Here is an 18,172-nt window from a genome sequence, read left to right as displayed (position 1 = left end):
TGGCTCAGGCGACGCGTTTTCTGTGCCTTAACGTGTTTCCTTGCCGCAGAAAATGTACACACGAAATACCGCAAAAAACAGAGCTAAAACGAGTTCTAAGGTGTCTAGTTTTTGGGGTTCACCGCAGGTAATCCAACAGGCCATCTCCCAGAAGCTTCAACCCATCTTCGAACCGCTCTTTTCAGATGGTAGCTACGGCTACCGACCGAAAAGAAGCGCACAGCAGGCGATGCGGAAAGTGAAGGAGTACGCAGAACAGGGGTACACCCACGCAGTGGAGATAGACCTGTCCAAATACTTCGATACCCTGAATCACGAACTGCTCCTGAACCTCCTGCGTCGGCACGTCCATGACAAACGTGTAATCCTGCTCATCAAGAAATATCTCAAGAGTGGGGTCATGGAAGGCGGCGTATTTAGCCGCACCGACGAAGGCTCACCACAAGGCGGTTTATCCAAAGCTTTGGATAAACCGCCTTATCCGAAGCTAAGTATTATCCGTAGCTAAATCTACGGCAGATTGTTCCATATAGCTCACGTCTCTATTTACTTCAGATAATATCTATGCCCAAAATAGTTATGGGAGACATGGTAGAGTCTCACTAACTGCTTAGGGGGTAGATCAATGAATGCCATGCCTATAGAAGAGTTAATGGTCCTGCTTGAGCAAGAGCTGTGCCGCCTTCACTACAAAGAAACATCCCTTAAGCAATACCGGACAATGTGGCTCCGGATTGCCAAGTTTCTTGCAGACCAGGGGACCGAGTATCTGACCGAGGAACTAGGCATGGCTTTCTTAGAACGGGAGTTTAACTACTTCGAGCTAGAGCGAACAGGAAAGGTAACTCAGTCAATCTGTAACGCCTTTCGTGTTGTCCGCATGTTACTGGATTTTCAGCAACATGGCGCGGTGCTACGCAGGTACTACAAACAGCGACAACTTCTCAACACCGAAGGGCTCAAACTAGAGCTAAAGCAGTACGCCGAGTTCTGCCGCCAGAAGGGTTATTCACGAGTAACACAACAGCATTACCGCAACATCTGCGAGAAATTCCTGAGCTTTGCTGAGTCTCAGGAGATAGTGGAGGTTGCTGTTATTGATCTACGGCATGTCAGTGCCTTCATTAATACCCTGCTGGGATATGCGCATAAAACCGTGGAATTAAATTTATGTGGTGTGCGCTCCTTCTTGCGCTACCTTCACACAAGCGGCCTGCACTCACAAGATCTCTCAGGGGCTATCCCTTCCGTCATGACTAGGAAGCGAGCAAAGATACCTTCTGTGTGGAACCCTGAGCACGTCACCAGACTAATTGAGGCGATCGACAGGGGTAATCCAGCGGGGAAGAGAGACTACGCCATAATTTTGCTCGTCGCGCGCCTAGGCTTGCGTACTATTGACATCAAAAGGCTGCAACTCACGCATCTTAACTGGCGGGAAAATTGCATTGAGCTGGTGCAATCCAAAACAGCCAGACACCTGAAGCTTCCCCTGCTCCCTGAAGTGGGCTGGGCCATCATCGACTACCTCAAAAATGGCCGACCCAAGGTGGAATCCCCCTATGTGTTTCTCAGGCACCTAGCGCCGATAGAACCTTTCTCTGAAGAGGATCACCTGCATCAAGTGGTCGTTAAGTATATGAGACTAGCCAAGATCCCAATTTCTCCTCAGAGAAAAAAGGGTATGCACTCTCTCCGGCATACTCTAGCTAGCAGGTTACTCAGAGAAAACACCCCACTCTCCGTCATTTCAGACATACTGGGGCACATCAGCACTGACTCGACAGCTGTCTACCTCAAAGTAGATGTGGACATGCTGCGTGAGTGCGCACTAAACCCTGAGGCGGTGTGGGAGAATGCCTGAATTCTCATTTGTAAGTCCATTACAGTCCTACCTTCGTGGGGTCATTCTGCAAAAACGGGCCTTGGGGTACAAGTATGACAGCTGTGCCAGAACTCTCTTTAAGTTTGACCAATTCTGTATGGCCCATGGTTTGGCAGAGCCACAGCTGTCCAGAGAACTCGTTAACGCGTGGAGTAGCAAGCGCCCGCATGAGGCTCATGCCACCTTTAAGAACAGGTTGGTGGTAGTAAGGCAGTTGGGACTATACATCGTTAGTCTAGGGGAGCAGGCCTATGTGCTACCGAAAAACATCGTTCCTAAGGGTCGCCAATACATACCCTATGTCTTTAGCAATGAAGAGCTAACGAAGATATTTGCCCGAGCTGACGCTTGCCACTACCATCCCGAGGCCCCTCATCGCCAGCGCATCATGCCGCTTTTGTTCCGCATGTTGTATTGCTGTGGCTTGCGCATCTCGGAAGCTTTAAATCTCAGGGTACGGGATGTAGATATGGAGATAGGCGTGCTGACCATTAAAGACGGTAAGCTCAACAAGGATAGACTGGTTCCCCTGTCCCTTGAACTCCTTGAAAGATGCCGCACTTACTGCCGACAAGTGCACATGTTTTCCTGCCCTGACGCTCATTTCTTCCCTGCACTAAACGATCGGGCGGTGTCAAAAGGGAACGTATACAAGAACTTTAGGAGATTCCTGTGGCAGGCCCGCATTTCTCACGGTGGATGGGGCAAAGGGCCGCGTGTCCACGATTTTCGCCATACCTTTGCCGTCCATTGTTTGAGACGTTGGGTTCTAGAGGGTAAAGACCTAGCAGCTTATCTTCCTGTCCTTAAAACCTATCTTGGGCATCACTCATTCCAAGACACATCGCAGTACTTGCGGCTTACGGCTGAGCTTTATCCAGACATAACGGCAAAGGTTGAGCAAGAATTTGGCCATGTCATCCCTTCGCTAGAGGGAGTGAACTATGAGACCCACTGACTTTGCTAAGGCCTTGTCTCATTACCTCGGTGTGCACCTACCGGGGCAGCGTAACGTTAGTCCCAACACAATTAAATCCTACCGAGACACTTTTAGGCTCTTCTTGGTTTGCTGTAGAGACAGACAGAAGATTCCAGTGGAACGTTTATCCCTGAGCCACATCAATGAGTCTTTAGTAGTTGAGTTCCTAGCCTGGCTTGAAAACGAAAGGCGGAACAGTATAAGTACTCGAAACCAGAGACTGGCCTGTATTCATGGATTCTACCGCTACATGCAAACTCAAGCGCCAGTTAGCTTGCTAGAACACCAGAAGATACTGGCAATCCCCATGAAGAAGGCCCCGCAGCCTGCAGTAACCTATCTCACCCCTGATGCGTTAAAGCTTATCCTTGCCCAACCGGACCTTAATACGCGTAAGGGTAGGCGCGACCTGACGCTGCTATCTGTGCTCTATGATACAGGTGCTAGGGTGCAGGAATTAGTTGATCTCACGGTGCGTCACGTTCGCCTTGATCACCCCCCTATCCTGACTCTCACCGGAAAAGGTCGTAAGACTAGGCAGGTCCCGCTAATGTCCAATACCGAGAATCTTCTAAAACGGTACATGGCGGAAAGCCGCCTGCTGCAAAACGGCAAACAGGACAATCCTCTCTTCTTTAACCGGCAGTTCAGCAAGCTTACTTCGGAGGGGGTGACATTTATCCTAAGCAAACACGCTTCAAACGCAAGGGCAGTGTCCTCAATTGTTCCAGATAAGGTTACGCCCCATGTCCTCAGGCACACTAAAGCTATGCACCTGCTTCAAGCCGGGGTCAGTCTTGTTTACATTCGGGACCTCCTAGGGCATGTCGATATCTCTACGACCGACATCTATGCTCGAACAGACACGGAGCTCAAACGTAAGGCTCTGGAGAAAGCATACCCTAACATAGTCTCGGAAGGCTTACCACCATGGACAGAGGACGAGGACTTGCTGGCGTGGTTAAGTGGCATCCAGCTACGAAGTGGTATTATTCCAAGTAAATAGGGCCAAGGTCACGTAAGGCCAAAGGTTTTCGAGGTTTACTTTGGATAACGCACAACTTCGGATAAGGCGGTCCGCTTTCTCCGCTACTGGCCAACATCTACCTGAACGAATTCGATCAGGAGATGGCGAGTCGTGGAGTGCAGGTCATCCGGTATGCGGATGACATCGTGGTACTAGCTAAAAGCAAACGAGCCGCCGAACGCCTGTTGGAAAGTAGTCGCAGGTATCTGGAGGACAAGCTGAAACTTAAACTCAATGTCCAAAAGAGTAAGGTGGTCAGCGTGCTGGCACTAAAGCATTTCAAGTTCCTTGGGTTCTGCCTTGGGAAGAACGGTAAAGGCGTATATATACGCGCCCACCGTGATTCCCTCATAAAGGCGAAACGGAAGTTAAAGGAACTGACCCGTCGGAACCAGGGCAAAAGTGTGCGCATGGTCATGGAAAACGTGAAAAGCTTCATCCGGGGGTGGCTCGGCTATTACTATGTGGCCGACATCAAACGGACTTTACAGTCATGGAACGAATGGTTACGTAGACGGTTCCGGATGTACATCTGGAAGCAATGGAAGAAGCCGAGAACCAAGGTGATGAACCTGAAGAAACTCGGCATTTCTGACCACCAGGCATACCAATGGGGTAACACCCGACTGGGATACTGGCGGATCTCTGCGAGCCCGGTACTGACCCGTTCCATTACAAACGAAAAGCTCGCAAAGGCCGGGTACTACGATTTCCCAGCCCAGTACGAGCAATTGCGCTTATTGCACTCAAACGGTTGAACCGCCGTATACCGAACGGTACGTACGGTGGTGTGAGAGGACGGTCATTCAGCTAATGGGTGACCTCCTACTCGATCAACTTGGCGTTGTGAAAAAAGCGCTGACAGACTTGTCGAATAGTGTCGAAATCTTTTGGGTCGCTTCCAGCAGGAATAAGAAGGGGGGGGAACTTAGTAGAGAATGAAAGGGTTGGGAGTTATACGACAATAAGGAGGGTGGACACTTATTAATTAAATTGATTTGCGCACTACTGGTCCTAGCAATCGGTACTGTGGGCGTAGCTCCCATTACCGCAGGGGCAGTGTATGTTGAGCCTGCTGATCCGTCGCAAGCAGAGGGTGATGTATCAACTCAGGGATTTGCGATGGCTAAGAAAGTTGCCGCATCCGTGGTAGATTGGCTCATGAGAATCCATTTTCTGCGTGAATTATGGCATGAACTGCAGGCTAGGGTCACGTTCGTTCACGGTCGCACAGGGATCGCTCATTGGGCACTTTCCGGGGAACATGCCGCCGACATAGTTAATGGAGTAGTGAACTGGAAATAGTTTAACCCCCCTACCCTTTCATTCATGTTTTCGACAAGAGCAGACATATTACAATGCTATATGCGGAGGTGGTGATTACATGCGCAAGGAACCAAGCATTATCTGCGATATGGTGGGCAAGGTCTTTGCCAAATCGCAAGGTGTCGAAGTTAGGGCCTTACACAATGTCAGTCTTCAAACTGACGATGGTGAGGTAGTGGGTTTAATAGGTCCGAATGGCTCTGGCAAAACAACCCTGTTTCGTGCCATGGCAGGTTTTTTATGGCCTAGTAGCGGCAGTATTCGCCTGAAAGGAATGGACCCGCAAAAGGCCTTAGAGAATAGAATAGTGGGATTCTTAGCTGAGGAGCCGAGATTTTCACAGGTGATGAAGGTTAAGGACTATTGGCGAGCATACCTAAGCCTAGCTAGGCCAAGCAGGCCAGAACACAGCTTCGTCGCTGATGCCATGGAGATAGCTAGTTTCTCCGACAAGAAAATCGGGCAGCTCTCGAGAGGCATGTTGCAGCGCTTTGCGCTGTCTATGTGCTTGGTTTTTCCACGGCAGGTATACTTGCTAGATGAGCCCACAGAAAGCCTTGATGTCAACTTCCGTTGGAATTTAATTGAAATACTTTCTATGCTGCGAAAGCAAGGCGCAACTATAGTGTATGCTTCGCACAACTTAAATGAGGTGGCCAATATTTGCGACAGAGTACTGGTTATGCGGAAAGGGCAGCTTCACCAACAGGTAGCTACCGTCAACACCAGTATGGCCAAGTTTAGAGCTCCGGAGGGTCTGAAACTGCCGGAAGAGTTTGCCGGGATTCAAGTGTCGGCCAACGGAACCGAATATGTGGTCGAGGTGCCTAACGAACAGGTAAATAGTGTCTGCCGCTACGTGCTAGACCAAAGCGGCGATATCATCGAAATCCGTCCACGGTCGCTTGAGGACTTACTTAAGACTAGCATTTTGGAGGATATTTCATGACGAAACTGTGGGAGATGACCGCTTTTTTTCTCGCCAATGTGCTTCGTAAGCGCACAGCATATGTTTACCTTGTATTCATGGCCCTACTCATACTCCGCTTTGCCTTCTACGAAGACACGCCGCACTTTGTCATGGAAAACCGTAGGGCGGACTATTTTTCGTGGGCACATTTCTTTGGGTCTTGGCTCTTAATCATGCTTAATATTTCTGTGTTTGAGGAAGTACTCTCCCGAAAAAATGTGGACGGACTGTTGTCGCTAGGGCTCACGCGCGCAGTTATCTTCGGAGCTGCTATTCTCTCTGTAATGATCATGATTTTAGTATGGACTGGCAGCATTTTAGCGCTGTCCACGTACGTTGTTAGGCCGTCTTGGCCTCTCTTTTTAAGGGACGCCGTCGCCTATCTCTTGCTGTCAGTCCAACTGATGCTGATTCAAGCGTTTACTTTGCTATTGCTTGGCAAGATGCCCATCGCTAGTGCGGCAATTGCGGCTTTGAGCCTCTACTTGGCCTTAGGCACTGTTGTACCTTTCTTTCAGGAAGCGCCCGCTATACCGGCCTGGATACTGCCGCTGGCACATCAACTTTTTTTTGGAATTTCTCGATATGTGGACAGCGGAACTTTCTCTACCGAGTTAGTTCACTCACTTATAGGAGTAGGTGCGTGGTTCGGCATTGCCGTGTATTGGTCAATGCGTTCCTTTGTGCGCAAAGACCTAAGCGCTTGATGAAGTAGCGGGCAGTTTTCACCCTGAAAAATGCAACAAGGAGGCGCGGCAAATGTCTAAATGGAACATATTAGAATCCATAGTCTATATTGTGATGAGCATAATAGCTATCCTGTTTTTTGAGGGCAGGTTTCTCTCCAATGTCATAATTCTTGCCCTCGCTATTATCGGCCTCGCTTTAAAGCTTTTTGTGCTAAAAAGTTCTGTGAAGTAGCCTCGGTTATTTCGTCAGCGTCAAAGACCTGCTACCCTGACAATGACGCTAGTATCTGTAATTCAACTCTAAGTCGCCGCCACGAAAGCACTTGCCCCTTCCTGAAACGCCGTATGGTTCAGTTCCACCGTATGCTTGGGCACAGCGCTCTCTAGCGCGCTCAGCCAAGTAGCGGCAGGCAACGGCAGGCAGGTCGACAGTGCTCCGAGCAGTACGGTGTTAGCGAGACGCAAATTGCCGAGCTTCTCCGCCACGCTATGCGCATCAATGCACACAACTCGTAATCCAGCTGCGGTAAGGCTAGCCGGAATGTCCGCAGGGTACGGCTCTTTCTCGAGCAAGACGCGGCTAGGGTATATGGTTTCACGTGACAGAATTACGGTGCTAGCGGGCTTCAACAAGCTAGCCCAGCGCAGCCCCTCTAGCATCTCTAGGCCGAGCAAAAAATCACCGTCACCTTTAGGTATGAGCGGTGAATGCACCGCTTGGCCAAAACGCACGCTCCCCCACACCATGCCGCCGCGCTGGGCCAGCCCGATGACATCTGTCGTTTTAACATCAAAGCCCGACTGCAAAGCGACCATACTAATGACGCGCGTCGTCAGCACCAAGCCCTGCCCGCCGACTCCGGCGATAAGAATGTTGGTCGTCATGCCTGATCCTCCCCTCTTGCCACGGAGTATTTAATCGCCTTGACGGGGCACACCTGTGAGCATACAGAGCAACCTACGCACATATGAGGGTTAATGTATGAATTTTTCTTGCTCTGGCCCTCGTAGACCTGCATCGAGATGGGAGGGCAGTTGACGCCAATGCAGGCCCGGCAACTGATGCAGATTTCTCTGTCGACGTAGAAGTGAGGTTCTCTAATTCTAAAATTTAGGGCGCACGGGCGGGTGACTATCACTACAGAAAGTCCATCGCGCTTCATCGCGTCCGAAATAACGGTCTTAGTACTGCTGTAATCAAACTGGTCAGCCACTGTGACATCACCTATGCCTAAGGACATGAGTACGGCAGCGATGTTTGTGGTGTGCGGTTCCTCGCCTAACTCACCGGTGGTGGGAGTGGGTTGACCACCTGTCATGGCCGTAGTGCGGTTGTCGAGCACAATTACCGTGATATTGTGCTTGGTGGTGGCGAGGTCGGCAAAGCCGGAGAGACCGGAGTGAAAGAGAGTGCCATCGCCGATAACTGACACCAACGGCTTGGCCATGTTGGCTGCTTCATGGGCCATGGCCATCCCTTTAATGATGCCGAGTGACGCCCCCATGCTGATGTTGGTCTTTAGCACCTCGAAGGGCGGCAGAATGCCGAGCGAGTAGCAGCCGATGTCCCCCACCACGGTGGCCTTGGCCTTTTGCAAGAGGTGAAATACAGGGCGATGAGGACAGCCGGCACAGAGCAAAGGGCTGCGATGCACCACTGCGGGAGAATCTATCGTTGTCTTTAAAGACTGCGGCAGGAGGCCCGCTTTTTCTAAGCCCTCCTTAATGCGCTCAGTGGTCAGCTCGCCAGTAAACGGAAAGTGCTCTTTGCCGGTTACCACAAGGCCTGCGGCTTGTAATTGTGCCTCGATAAAGGGCATCAGTTCTTCGATAACCATGACGCGCGAATATTCGGCAGCTAATTCCTTTAACCTAGCGATAGGCAATGGATAGCACAGCCCCAGCTTGTAGACTGAGAGCCCGGCCCCAAGCTCTTTAACGTACTGGTAGGGCAAGCCGCTCGTGACTAGGAGCGCTTCGCGCCGACCGCTGTCCTCGTAGTTGTCTAGTTCAAGCGAGGTAGCCTCTGCCGCTAGCTTAGTCACGCGCTCCTGCATGAAGTATTGCTGTGCGTTAGCATAGGGTGGCAGCATGCAGTACCTAGCTTGGTCCGGTATAAAGCTAGTTGTTACGGGTGCAGTCCGTTCGCTAAGCTCGACCACAGAGCGACTGTGGCAGAGGGTGCTCGTTAGCCTGATTATGACGGGCATGCCGTACTGCTCACTAATTTTAAGGCCTATGCCAACAAAGTCTTTTGCTTCTTGTGCGTTGCTGGGCTCAAGCAGGGCACAGTTGGCAAACTGGGCAAAAAATCTGCTATCCTGCTCGTTCTGGGAGCTCGACAGCCCAGGGTCGTCGCCTACCACCAGTACAAAGCCACCATTGGTGCGGATTTGCGTGAAGGTCATGAAGGGGTCGGCCGCGATGTTTACCCCGACGTGCTTCATGGACACCAGTGACCTAGCCCCAGCGAAACTGCCCCCGATGGCGATCTCGAGGGCTATTTTTTCGTTCATCGCCCAATGAGCCTGTATATCTGCATAGTCCTTCAGGCTCTCCATAATTTCCACTGTGGGCGACCCAGGGTAGCTAGAGGCAACGACGCCGCCGGCTTCCCAAAAGCCGCGGGCGATAGCCTGATTGCCGGTAAGAAGTACGCGCTCGCGCATGTTTTTCGCCTCCTTATTATGAGTAGGGGTTGTAGGTGAGGGTAGCCGCTAGCCCCACACAACCATTCTTTCGCGAACGTAGCGATAATCCCTGCTAGCTTGCCCGTACCGACTTCGCGCCATAAAGGCAAGAAGTCGGTACAGGCTATGTCTCCGGTATATGTGGTAGGCCTATTCGGCATGTGTTACTATATAGTGCAGAAGAGAAACGCACGAAGGGGGGGGGTGCTTCATGAGTAAGCTTGGGGCTTTATTTAAGCGTTACTATACAAAAGAGCTGGCAGACCGCGATGACCTCACGGTTTATGATTTATTTGAGTGGTCGAAGCGGGATGTTTTATTAAAGGATTACAAGAGCGGCAAGGTCCTGACGGATATGAAGGGCCTTGACTTCCCCGTACACTACTCCCAAAACGCGGTAGATATTACTGCCTCGAAGTACTTCCGCAAGGCGGGGGTAGGTAATGAGTCCGGGCAGGAGACTTCGCTCAAGATGCTAGTGCATCGCATGGTGGACTTCTGGGCAGCGGCGTTACAAGAAGAGGGACTTATCAAGACACAGGAACAGAGGGATATCTTCTATGACGAGGTAGCTTACGGGCTACTTAACCAGATGTTTGCTCCAAATTCGCCGCAGTGGTTTAACACTGGCCTCGCCCGCAGTTACGGCATCAAGGGTGGTCAGAACGATTTGTTTTACTATGACCCTAAGCAGAGTAAGGTCGTTTCTTCGCCAGACACATATACTCGCACCCAGGCCTCTGCCTGCTTTATTCTATCTATTACCGATAGTTTGCTAGGCAAGCACTCGATTACCGAGCACTATGTCACCGAAACGAAACTCTTTAAGGGTGGCTCTGGCACCGGTACTAATTTTTCGCCCCTCAGAGCGGTGGGGGAGAAACTCTCGGGTGGGGGAGCTTCGTCGGGCTTAATGAGCTTTCTCAAAGGGCTTGATCGCAATGCCGGGGGCATTAAGTCTGGTGGAACAACGCGGCGGGCAGCTAAAATGGTGTGTCTCGACATTGATCACCCAGAGCTAGAGAGCTTTATAACCTGGAAAGTTCGTGAAGAAGAAAAAGTGAGGGCTTTAGCCAAGATGGGCTACGCTGCGGATATTGACGGCGAAGCATACGAGACTGTGTCTGGGCAAAACTCTAACAACTCCGTGCGCATTCCCGATGAGTTTATGCACAAAGTGCTTCATCTGGCCCATGAGCCAGGTGCAACCGTCACCCTAAAGGGGAGGGTGGACCCTTCTGTAAATCGGGAGGTCTCTGTCGGGCATTTGTGGGATCTATTTAATGGCGCCGCCTTCCGGGCAGCCGACCCCGCGCCCCAGTTTGCCGACACTTTTAATGCCTGGCACACTTGCCCAGCGGGAGAGGATGGCGACCTATGGGCACCACACAACCGCCTCAACTCCACTAACCCCTGCGGTGAATACGCCTTTTTGGATGATACTAGTTGCAACCTCTCGTCGCTTAACCTCTATCGTTTTTACGATCCGAACAGTGATAGCTTCGATTTAGCAGGTTTTAGGCATATGGTGGGGCTCAATCAACTGCTACTCGAGGCCTCCATAGTGTGGGGGCAATTCCCTACCGAAGACATCGCCCGCAAGACCTACATGTTTCGTGCGACTGGTCTAGGTGTGGCTAACTTGGCCTCGTTACTCATGGCCCTAGGGCTACCCTATGACTCCCCCGAAAGCCGGTCCCTAGCAGCAGCATTAACGGGCCTAGTCACGGGCGAGAGTTACCGGGTGTCGGCCCTGATGGCAGAGGCGGTAGGGCCTTTTGCCAAGTATGATTTGAATAAAGTGCCGATGAACAGGGTAATTCGTAACCACGCCCGGGTAGCAGGCTCGCGCAGCGACCCCTACGAGGATTTGCACTACATGCCCCATCGGGTGGACCATGAGGTGCTTGAAAAAATGGGCTGGCACGATCTTTCGCAGAGCTTAAAGGAGTGCTGGGCCGAGGCAGTGCGCCTAGGAGAAGAGCACGGCTATCGCCACGCGCAAGTGTCGGTCATAGCCCCAACTGGAACGATCTCCTTTGCTATGGACTGCGCCGCAACCTCCATAGAGCCTTTCTTCTCCCATGTCGTCTACAAAAAGCTGGTTGGCGGCGGTTTCATGACCATTGTTAACCCGGTAATCAGCGTGGCCCTCAAGAAGCTTGGCTACACGGCCGAACAAATTGCTGACATTTTGGGCTACATCGGGCGCGAAAAGAACGGCAAGTTGACAGACGGCAAGATCGAAGGGGCACCGCATCTGAAGGAAGAGCATTACAGCGTATTTGATACTGCCAGTGTTAATGGCAGTGGCGCATGTTTTATTCATCATTTTGGGCACGTGCTCATGGTGGCAGCGCTCGCACCCATGGTCTCTGGGGCTATTTCTAAGACCGTCAATTTGCCGCATGATGCGACTACTGACGACTTCAAGGCGGTGCATATCTTGGCCTGGCAGACCGGAGTGAAGGGTATTGCCTTGTATCGCGATGGTTCGAAATTTGTGCAGCCCCTTAACAGCAAGCTAGACAGCAGCGACAACAAGATCGATCTTGAGACCCTAACTTATGATGCTCTACTGGCTTATGCGCGAGAGGCTAAAGAGCGCTTGGCGACACCACTGCCAGGCTCACGTCGGGATAAAGTCACTGGCATTAGAGCGGGGCACACGCATGCCGCACAAATCGAGGATGTAAAGCTGTACATTACTGTCAATCGCGACACCAAGCGGAAAATATCTGAAATTTACATGACCACCGATCGCGAAGGCAGCCTGATTACAGGCTTTCTCAACTCGTTGTCCAAGACTATTTCGGTAATGCTGCAGTATCACATTCCCGCAGAGGATATCGCCCGCATGCTCAGAGGCCAAAAGTTCGAGCCACATGGCTTTGTAACCCGCCACCCCTATATTAAGGCCGCAAGTTCGATTTCGGATCTAATTTCTAAGGTTATAGATATTGAACTAGGCGATTTCTCGCGCGTGCAGGTCAAGCCCGAGGCCAATGACGTGATTATGCGCTCCCAGGAGCTTGTGGTGGGGCCGCCTAAGGCGTCAGCACACGAAAATACTGCGCACATGGCCACGGAGAGGCAGCTGACCATAGAGGATATCATTAAGGACGCTACGGCTAACGGAGAGAAGCTCTATCACTCCACTTGCTCTAATTGTTCTAGTTTTCGCATGGTCACCAATGGCACTTGCAAGGTCTGTCTCGATTGCGGCAGCACCACAGGCTGCTCGTAGATTAGGGGCGGATCAACACATGAGTCGGATCAATTGGCACAGCGACCTTGAGCAGGTCAGGAAGGAACTCCCCAGGCTTCATCCTGACTTCTTCTCTGCTAAGAACGAGGCCGAGTTTCATGCTCGGTTAGATCAACTGCAAAACAATGCCGAAAACATGGATACCTACAGCATTGTCATGGAGATAGCCAGAATTGTGGGAACTGCCAAAGATGCACATACCGCTGTTATGTTACCGCAAAACTACAGGCTCCCTTTTGACTGTTATCCGTTTGCGGAGGGTTTGTACATTACCGCAACTGATAGCGACCACAAAGAGTTGCTACACTCTAGAATAGAGAGCATAGGCGGGCATGAGACCGCGACGATTCTGGCAAGGATGTCTGAGATTATACCTCATGAGAATAGGCAGTTTGTACTGTCCTCCCTACCGAGCTTCGTAATTTGTGCCGACATACTGTACGGAGTGGGGCTCATTACAAGCCCGGAAGAGACCGTGGTAACCGTAGCTAGTAAGCAGGGTAAAATCTTTGAGCGCACTATAAAGACTCTGCCATACGATGACTACCAAGCGCTGCCAGACCCAAGCCATAATATGCCGCTCTACAGGCAACACAGAGACAAATACTATTGGAGCAGCTTTGACAATGGCCTTCTCTATATAAATTATAGTAAGTGCAAAAATATGGAAGACATAGCGGTTGGCGGTTTCGCTGAGAGTCTCAGGGCCGAACTGTCGGCCAATAAAGGGATTAGAAAAATAGTTATCGACCTTCGCCACAATAGAGGTGGGAACTCAGAGCTATTTCGGCCCTTTTTGGCGTGGCTCTGCCGTGAAGAGAGCCTTAACCAGAGGGGTAAGCTCTTTGTGCTAGTGGGAAGAGATACTTTTTCCTCGGCCGCACTCAATGCCTACTACCTCAAGTTTAATACGAAGGCCCTATTTGTAGGTGAACCTACGGGGGCCAAACCCAACCATTTCGGTGAAGTGCAATATCTTGAGCTTGAGAGCTCAGGTTTGCTGATACGCTACTCTACTAAGTACTATGAGCTCATCGAGGACGATGCCCAGCAGTCTTTAGTGCCCGACATCGAGTGCGAAGTAAGCTTTAAGGATTATAGCCAGGGTATCGACAGTTTTTTGGCGGCAGTAGTTGCAGGCAAATGAGGTGTCGCCAGTAATGGCGACACCTCATTTTTCGGACTTAAGAGTTTTTACCACTTACCTCTGCTCATATGTCCGGCCATCTCAGCCTTGCATATTTGCTTAATAGTCCATGCTTCGTTAAGGGCCCTTTTGAAAGCGGCGACGCAGTTAGGGTCAAGGTCGTCCTCGATACCGTCTTCGCAGACAGTTATCATCTGTTCTGCCAACGATATAAGTTCCATATGTAGCGAGTTCGTGAGGTCTGAGCGGTAGATCTTGTCGGCAGCCTCAGTGCTAAGTTCCTCGAACTTCTCTGTAGGGGCGCCACATTTGGGACACTTGGCAGGAGCAGCTTCTCCCTCGCCCACGTAGCCACACACTCCGCATCTAAACAACTTCTTCTGCATGTTTCAACCTCCACTTATCTAAAGTTCCTCTTTCATTGTAACACAAGCTGCGGGTTCCTGTGCAGCCGCAAGGGGAGCGCGCACGATAGAGCAGTAAGGACCAGTCCCCTTTTGTCGCGCGCCAGCTTGCTATATTTGTGGATTGCAAGAGGTATAATTAAGCTGCTGGTAGATAAGGAGGTGCACACTCGGTGAGTGATGAAAAATGTGACTTGGTTCATCCCAACGGAGTCAAGGAAAAGAAAATCGCAGTAGTTGACGGCTATACTATCAAGTACCATGCGAATGGCAAGACTATGTGGTCTAAGGGCAAAATGATCGACGGCAACCCTGATGGTTACTGGGAATGGTACCGCCTAGATGGCACTATAAAGCGTTCGGGATATTTTGAGCGGGGTAATCCTGTCGGAGAATGGATTTCTTATGATAGCGCCGGGGCTAAGTACAGTTCGACCTAGCGCGGCTAAAAAAAGACGAGCCCTCTCCAACATCTGTAATCATACGCACATACAGGTATGCCGGTGAAGAATAAATGATTACCTCCGCCAAGGCATTGCCGAAGGCGCTGGCGGTATAGTTGTCAATGTCTATAATCCCTGTCATGAACCCCGCCACCAGGAGGGCTGAGACCCCGAAGTAGAAGCTCCATTGCGGCACAATCGCACCTATGTAGACGGCGTACAGGGCCTGTCGTAAACTGCACCGCAAGTACACTAAACCAAAGGCAACAAGGGTCAGTGCCGCGATTACTACCCCAACCAAAACCAAAGGCACCGTAATGGTCATCGTCACTCCCGTAATGAACATCAGGGCTGCCACAAAGATGAATACACTATTCGCCCACCTTGAATGCCGCGCATACGTGGCCAGATGGATTACCCCACGCCTGATATACATGCATAGAATCTGCCCGGATAAAACCGCAAGCAAGAAAATGCCATACCCCACTACAAACCCAGCATATGTTTGTTCCCAGACTACAAAATGCATGGCGCTTAAAGCAATGGTCGCGACCAATATAGTGGCAACCTCGCGCCAAATGAGAGACTTACGGTTTTCGGCAAATTGCATCGTGTACGGACCTCCTATTTATGCGCTACGACTCAAAAAAAAAGGGCGGCTGTCCATGTAAAGGGCACGCACATCCGCCCTTGGCTATTGCCGTTTTCTCTAACCTAAAACATTACCTTGCTCGACGAGTAGGGCGAGGTGGAACGAAGTCCACGTGCTGCCCCTTGCGCAGGCTAGGTACCAATTCTACCAAATCTACTTTCGAATGACGTGCCAAGTCGTACAGAACGTCAGTCTGCCCGGTCAGGCCAACTCCGTATACCCATAGATTGGAGGTTGGTCGTCCGGCAGGGAAGATTAGCTGTAATTGTTCAAGTCTTGTTTCCGTATCAGCTAACGTAAAGCGAAAGCCCTCATACCGTCCTATCTCCTTAAGTCTATGAACTTCTTCTGGGTCCGACAAACGCTTGCGCACTTCTTCTATGTGGGCTCTCTTCGCTTCCATGTGAAGACTTACGCTACGTTCTATGTCGCTTCCAATTTTATTCCACTGCACTGGCGCTAGGGGTTGGTTGAAGTACTCCCCTCCGGTATCATACCCTCCAATCGTGAATGAAAGTTCCGTCGGTCTCATCTGGTAGCTGTATCCTTCAATCGGTGATCCAACTGCCTGGATGCTTTCGACTCCTGGGACTTTCGCCACGGCTTTTAGATAAAACACGTGGAGATTGTTCTTCTGAAAAGTAATCGCCACGTCGTCTAAGAGGTACAGGTTGTTCAATACCACAAGAGCATTTGCGGACCTTGACGGGTTCAACCTAGCCATGCTCCGCAATCGTCCTCGGTTTTCGTCACGATGCTGCTGCCTCTGATCGACACGCTCAAATTCAGGACCACCCAATGTCACGGTAATGTTTGGGGGTGCAACCGCGATTGCCGTAGCAGTAACTACAAAAACTAGTGCCGTTACAACAAAGGCAACTCTAATAGATCGACGGTTCCAAAGCTCTTTTGCCACAATCATCACTCCTCCTGACGTTGCATTGTTTATGTTTGACCAAAAAGTTATGCGAGAAACGGAAACCTAGCGTATCCACCGATGTGTGGCAGGGAGCAGTCTCTGTCCAAGGAAGTCAATAATTGTTGGTGGAGCTCCGCCAGGGATCACTGCCCACCAATCAGTCACCTCAGATTCAAAAGTTGCGGTTAGGCTAGTGATGTTGCCGGGATTCATTAGCACTATGGCAGTAGCGAACTGATATGGTACTAACAAGTCTGGCCTTCTCGTTTGGTGAGAAATCTCATCAGCAGCAGCCTCGATCCGATGATGAGGAAAACTACTCGATACAATGGAGTTGCCTACTACGCTGTGATAAAATGCTGTGCCTGACCCGACCATAGGTTGTGTAGATGGTGATGGCGAACGAGTTTCTGACTCCCACCATAGACGCCATCCGTTGGGGCTTACCGCTGGCCATTGGTTCGCTCGGAACCAATTAACGCCCTGCTGGTCCCACATGCCGCGAAATTGCTACTGGTCCCTCAACCCTGATATTGTATGGTCAAATGGGCTAAAAACCTGTCGCGCAAACGCTGCACTGGGAATCGCTATGCACATCAATAATATGCAAGCAATCATCATGTGTATTTTTGAGCCTCGCATTGGGTGCTTCTGCCACCTGCATTTTTCAGCTGACATGATTGCACACTTCCTTTCATTCATAGTAGCCCTATACACTGCTTTAGTCGATGTGTGCTCCGCTACCATCGCTGATGGCGGCGAAGCTGAACTGCCGCTTTCAATACGGTTTTGGCGGACCATTCGGAAACCTGACGACGGGAGTCTTACATCTGTGGCTTGCCCGGACGTGTTGAGTGTTAAGCCGCATACGGTTGCGCTGTCAGTGAACTACATTCGCTCTCACCTCCTTTGCGATGTCCAAGCAGTAATAGCCCCTTGTATGATCTTACGGCAGGTCGTCTGTGCCTTGCGAGGGGGAAGAAAGAGAGATGCCTGTGTGCCCGATTCAGAGGCGAGTAATATCAGAGTGGCACCTGTGTCGATAGTCTCGAACAGCTCCGCACAGCTATCATCGTGACAACAACTGCCATCTGTGTCTATTATCTCCCCCCAATTGGATGTCAAGAAAAAATTTGTTAAGATAATGTCATATCCTGCTGCACAACCATGATTATTGATTGCGTGGGGAAGCGCATGCCTTTTTGCAATGTTACCCACCGGCACAGAAACCGTTGTACTAAAGCCGCTGCCATTATGGTAGGGCAGTGAGCGGTTGTTACAGTCGCTAAGCTTTCAGACAATTAAGGTGACAATCTCATTGTATGGCTTTCCCTCCTAATCGAGTGAGAGACTTACGGTTTTCGGCTAATTGCATCGTGTGCGGACCTCCTATTCACATAACAAGACTCGCCCAGTCTGTTCCCTTCAAGCCCTTCTCTGAGAAGCGCTTCTAGATCGCGATGTCTCTCTAACTATACAAGAAAAATGGTTCAAAAAGACATTTGCAGATGTTGCGTTTTAATATAGCATAAAAAGGTGGGATATCCTTGTTTAGAGCTAACGACAATCATGCCCAACAGTCCCTGTTTGAGAGCATTCAGTGGATGAACCCTAGGATTCGTGAAAAACTCTATAAGTCTTGGGCACCGATCTTCTACGAGCAGGTCTTCTGCAAAATAGACGAAGAACCTTTTGCGTCTTTATATGGGACGACCGGGAAGCCTAACTTTCCGGTGAATATTATGTTGTCTTTGGAGTACATCAAGCATATGA

At 50.5% G+C, this 18,172-nt stretch carries 18 protein-coding genes and 1 pseudogene; 13 read left to right on the top strand and 6 right to left on the bottom strand.

What is annotated here, in order from left to right:
* Positions 1–52 precede the first annotated feature (52 nt).
* From KGZ92_06285 to KGZ92_06245, 9 genes and pseudogenes are all read left to right on the top strand, one after another.
* Positions 53–508 carry a hypothetical protein gene (locus tag KGZ92_06285; protein ID MBS3888892.1) on the top strand — a complete coding sequence of 152 codons (456 nt, stop codon included), beginning with the start codon at positions 53–55 and terminating at the stop codon, positions 506–508.
* Positions 509–625: 117 nt separating this feature from the next.
* Positions 626–1,864: a tyrosine-type recombinase/integrase gene (locus KGZ92_06280; protein ID MBS3888891.1), complete on the top strand. Its 1,239-nt coding sequence runs from the start codon at positions 626–628 to the stop codon at positions 1,862–1,864.
* Complete coding sequence (locus KGZ92_06275) at positions 1,857–2,843, top strand: tyrosine-type recombinase/integrase (GenBank protein ID MBS3888890.1); 987 nt, start codon at positions 1,857–1,859, stop codon at positions 2,841–2,843. Before KGZ92_06280 ends, KGZ92_06275 begins: the two co-directional genes overlap by 8 nt.
* The gene (locus KGZ92_06270; protein ID MBS3888889.1) at positions 2,830–3,870 is read left to right on the top strand and encodes a tyrosine-type recombinase/integrase; all 1,041 of its coding nucleotides are present in this window, start codon (positions 2,830–2,832) and stop codon (positions 3,868–3,870) included. The genes KGZ92_06275 and KGZ92_06270 overlap by 14 nt, the downstream gene beginning before the upstream one ends.
* A 65-nt stretch (positions 3,871–3,935) precedes the next feature.
* Positions 3,936–4,649, top strand: a pseudogene (locus tag KGZ92_06265) (group II intron reverse transcriptase/maturase).
* Between the two features lie 364 nt (positions 4,650–5,013).
* Complete coding sequence (locus KGZ92_06260; protein MBS3888888.1) at positions 5,014–5,196, top strand: hypothetical protein; 183 nt, start codon at positions 5,014–5,016, stop codon at positions 5,194–5,196.
* 79 nt (positions 5,197–5,275) lie between these two features.
* On the top strand, positions 5,276–6,166 hold the full coding sequence (locus tag KGZ92_06255) for an ABC transporter ATP-binding protein (protein ID MBS3888887.1): 891 nt from the start codon (positions 5,276–5,278) through the stop codon (positions 6,164–6,166).
* Positions 6,163–6,894 (top strand): hypothetical protein, encoded by a 732-nt coding sequence (locus tag KGZ92_06250; protein MBS3888886.1) that lies wholly within the window; start codon positions 6,163–6,165, stop codon positions 6,892–6,894. Before KGZ92_06255 ends, KGZ92_06250 begins: the two co-directional genes overlap by 4 nt.
* A gap of 52 nt (positions 6,895–6,946) precedes the next feature.
* On the top strand, positions 6,947–7,108 hold the full coding sequence (locus KGZ92_06245; GenBank protein MBS3888885.1) for a hypothetical protein: 162 nt from the start codon (positions 6,947–6,949) through the stop codon (positions 7,106–7,108).
* A 68-nt stretch (positions 7,109–7,176) separates the two neighbouring features.
* Here KGZ92_06245 and KGZ92_06240 read toward each other — a convergent pair whose 3' ends face one another.
* Together KGZ92_06240 and KGZ92_06235 are read right to left on the bottom strand one after the other, a co-directional pair.
* Complete coding sequence (locus KGZ92_06240; protein MBS3888884.1) at positions 7,177–7,761, bottom strand: indolepyruvate oxidoreductase subunit beta; 585 nt, start codon at positions 7,759–7,761, stop codon at positions 7,177–7,179.
* The gene (locus KGZ92_06235) at positions 7,758–9,545 is read right to left on the bottom strand and encodes a 4Fe-4S binding protein (GenBank protein ID MBS3888883.1); all 1,788 of its coding nucleotides are present in this window, start codon (positions 9,543–9,545) and stop codon (positions 7,758–7,760) included. The genes KGZ92_06240 and KGZ92_06235 overlap by 4 nt, the downstream gene beginning before the upstream one ends.
* Positions 9,546–9,777: 232 nt before the next feature.
* Here KGZ92_06235 and KGZ92_06230 point away from each other — a divergent pair, with 232 nt between their 5' ends.
* The gene (locus KGZ92_06230) at positions 9,778–12,813 is read left to right on the top strand and encodes a vitamin B12-dependent ribonucleotide reductase (GenBank protein ID MBS3888882.1); all 3,036 of its coding nucleotides are present in this window, start codon (positions 9,778–9,780) and stop codon (positions 12,811–12,813) included.
* Positions 12,814–12,832: 19 nt separating this feature from the next.
* Positions 12,833–13,981 carry a hypothetical protein gene (locus KGZ92_06225; GenBank protein ID MBS3888881.1) on the top strand — a complete coding sequence of 383 codons (1,149 nt, stop codon included), beginning with the start codon at positions 12,833–12,835 and terminating at the stop codon, positions 13,979–13,981.
* Positions 13,982–14,028: 47 nt separating this feature from the next.
* Here the strand turns inward: KGZ92_06225 and KGZ92_06220 are convergent, their stop codons facing one another.
* Positions 14,029–14,367 (bottom strand): rubredoxin, encoded by a 339-nt coding sequence (locus KGZ92_06220; GenBank protein MBS3888880.1) that lies wholly within the window; start codon positions 14,365–14,367, stop codon positions 14,029–14,031.
* A gap of 191 nt (positions 14,368–14,558) precedes the next feature.
* On the opposite strand from KGZ92_06220, the gene KGZ92_06215 reads away from it, so the two are divergent.
* Positions 14,559–14,825 carry a hypothetical protein gene (locus KGZ92_06215; GenBank protein MBS3888879.1) on the top strand — a complete coding sequence of 89 codons (267 nt, stop codon included), beginning with the start codon at positions 14,559–14,561 and terminating at the stop codon, positions 14,823–14,825.
* On the opposite strand, the gene KGZ92_06210 is transcribed toward KGZ92_06215, so the two are convergent.
* The 3 genes from KGZ92_06210 to KGZ92_06200 all read right to left on the bottom strand — a co-directional run bounded on the left by KGZ92_06210 (position 14,806) and on the right by KGZ92_06200 (position 16,651).
* Positions 14,806–15,438, bottom strand: coding sequence for a hypothetical protein (locus tag KGZ92_06210; protein ID MBS3888878.1), 633 nt, complete (start codon positions 15,436–15,438; stop codon positions 14,806–14,808). The genes KGZ92_06215 and KGZ92_06210 overlap by 20 nt on opposite strands.
* A gap of 112 nt (positions 15,439–15,550) precedes the next feature.
* Entirely contained in the window at positions 15,551–16,405 is an 855-nt protein-coding gene (locus KGZ92_06205) for a hypothetical protein (protein MBS3888877.1), read from the bottom strand.
* A gap of 57 nt (positions 16,406–16,462) precedes the next feature.
* Positions 16,463–16,651, bottom strand: a complete 189-nt coding sequence (locus KGZ92_06200) for a hypothetical protein (GenBank protein MBS3888876.1) — start codon at positions 16,649–16,651, stop codon at positions 16,463–16,465.
* 1,295 nt (positions 16,652–17,946) lie between these two features.
* Here KGZ92_06200 and KGZ92_06195 point away from each other — a divergent pair.
* A partial coding sequence (locus KGZ92_06195) for a transposase (protein MBS3888875.1) occupies positions 17,947–18,172 on the top strand: 226 nt, incomplete at its 3' end.

It is taken from the genome of Bacillota bacterium, from assembly GCA_018333655.1.
Classification (GTDB): domain Bacteria; phylum Bacillota; class UBA994; order UBA994; family UBA994; genus BS524.
The sequence above is the reverse complement of the archived record's forward strand: the minus strand, read 5'-3'. Positions and strand labels throughout refer to the sequence as shown.

What these genes read in the sequence shown, in the direction of transcription:
- KGZ92_06285 (MBS3888892.1), top strand. Translation starts at nt 53, where the DNA reads ATGTACACACGAAATACCGCAAAAAACAGAGCTAAAACGAGTTCTAAG.
- KGZ92_06280 (MBS3888891.1), top strand. Translation starts at nt 626, where the DNA reads ATGAATGCCATGCCTATAGAAGAGTTAATGGTCCTGCTTGAGCAAGAG.
- KGZ92_06275 (MBS3888890.1), top strand. Translation starts at nt 1,857, where the DNA reads ATGCCTGAATTCTCATTTGTAAGTCCATTACAGTCCTACCTTCGTGGG.
- KGZ92_06270 (MBS3888889.1), top strand. Translation starts at nt 2,830, where the DNA reads ATGAGACCCACTGACTTTGCTAAGGCCTTGTCTCATTACCTCGGTGTG.
- KGZ92_06260 (MBS3888888.1), top strand. Translation starts at nt 5,014, where the DNA reads ATGGCTAAGAAAGTTGCCGCATCCGTGGTAGATTGGCTCATGAGAATC.
- KGZ92_06255 (MBS3888887.1), top strand. Translation starts at nt 5,276, where the DNA reads ATGCGCAAGGAACCAAGCATTATCTGCGATATGGTGGGCAAGGTCTTT.
- KGZ92_06250 (MBS3888886.1), top strand. Translation starts at nt 6,163, where the DNA reads ATGACGAAACTGTGGGAGATGACCGCTTTTTTTCTCGCCAATGTGCTT.
- KGZ92_06245 (MBS3888885.1), top strand. Translation starts at nt 6,947, where the DNA reads ATGTCTAAATGGAACATATTAGAATCCATAGTCTATATTGTGATGAGC.
- KGZ92_06240 (MBS3888884.1), bottom strand. Translation starts at nt 7,761, where the DNA reads ATGACGACCAACATTCTTATCGCCGGAGTCGGCGGGCAGGGCTTGGTG.
- KGZ92_06235 (MBS3888883.1), bottom strand. Translation starts at nt 9,545, where the DNA reads ATGCGCGAGCGCGTACTTCTTACCGGCAATCAGGCTATCGCCCGCGGC.
- KGZ92_06230 (MBS3888882.1), top strand. Translation starts at nt 9,778, where the DNA reads ATGAGTAAGCTTGGGGCTTTATTTAAGCGTTACTATACAAAAGAGCTG.
- KGZ92_06225 (MBS3888881.1), top strand. Translation starts at nt 12,833, where the DNA reads ATGAGTCGGATCAATTGGCACAGCGACCTTGAGCAGGTCAGGAAGGAA.
- KGZ92_06220 (MBS3888880.1), bottom strand. Translation starts at nt 14,367, where the DNA reads ATGCAGAAGAAGTTGTTTAGATGCGGAGTGTGTGGCTACGTGGGCGAG.
- KGZ92_06210 (MBS3888878.1), bottom strand. Translation starts at nt 15,438, where the DNA reads ATGCAATTTGCCGAAAACCGTAAGTCTCTCATTTGGCGCGAGGTTGCC.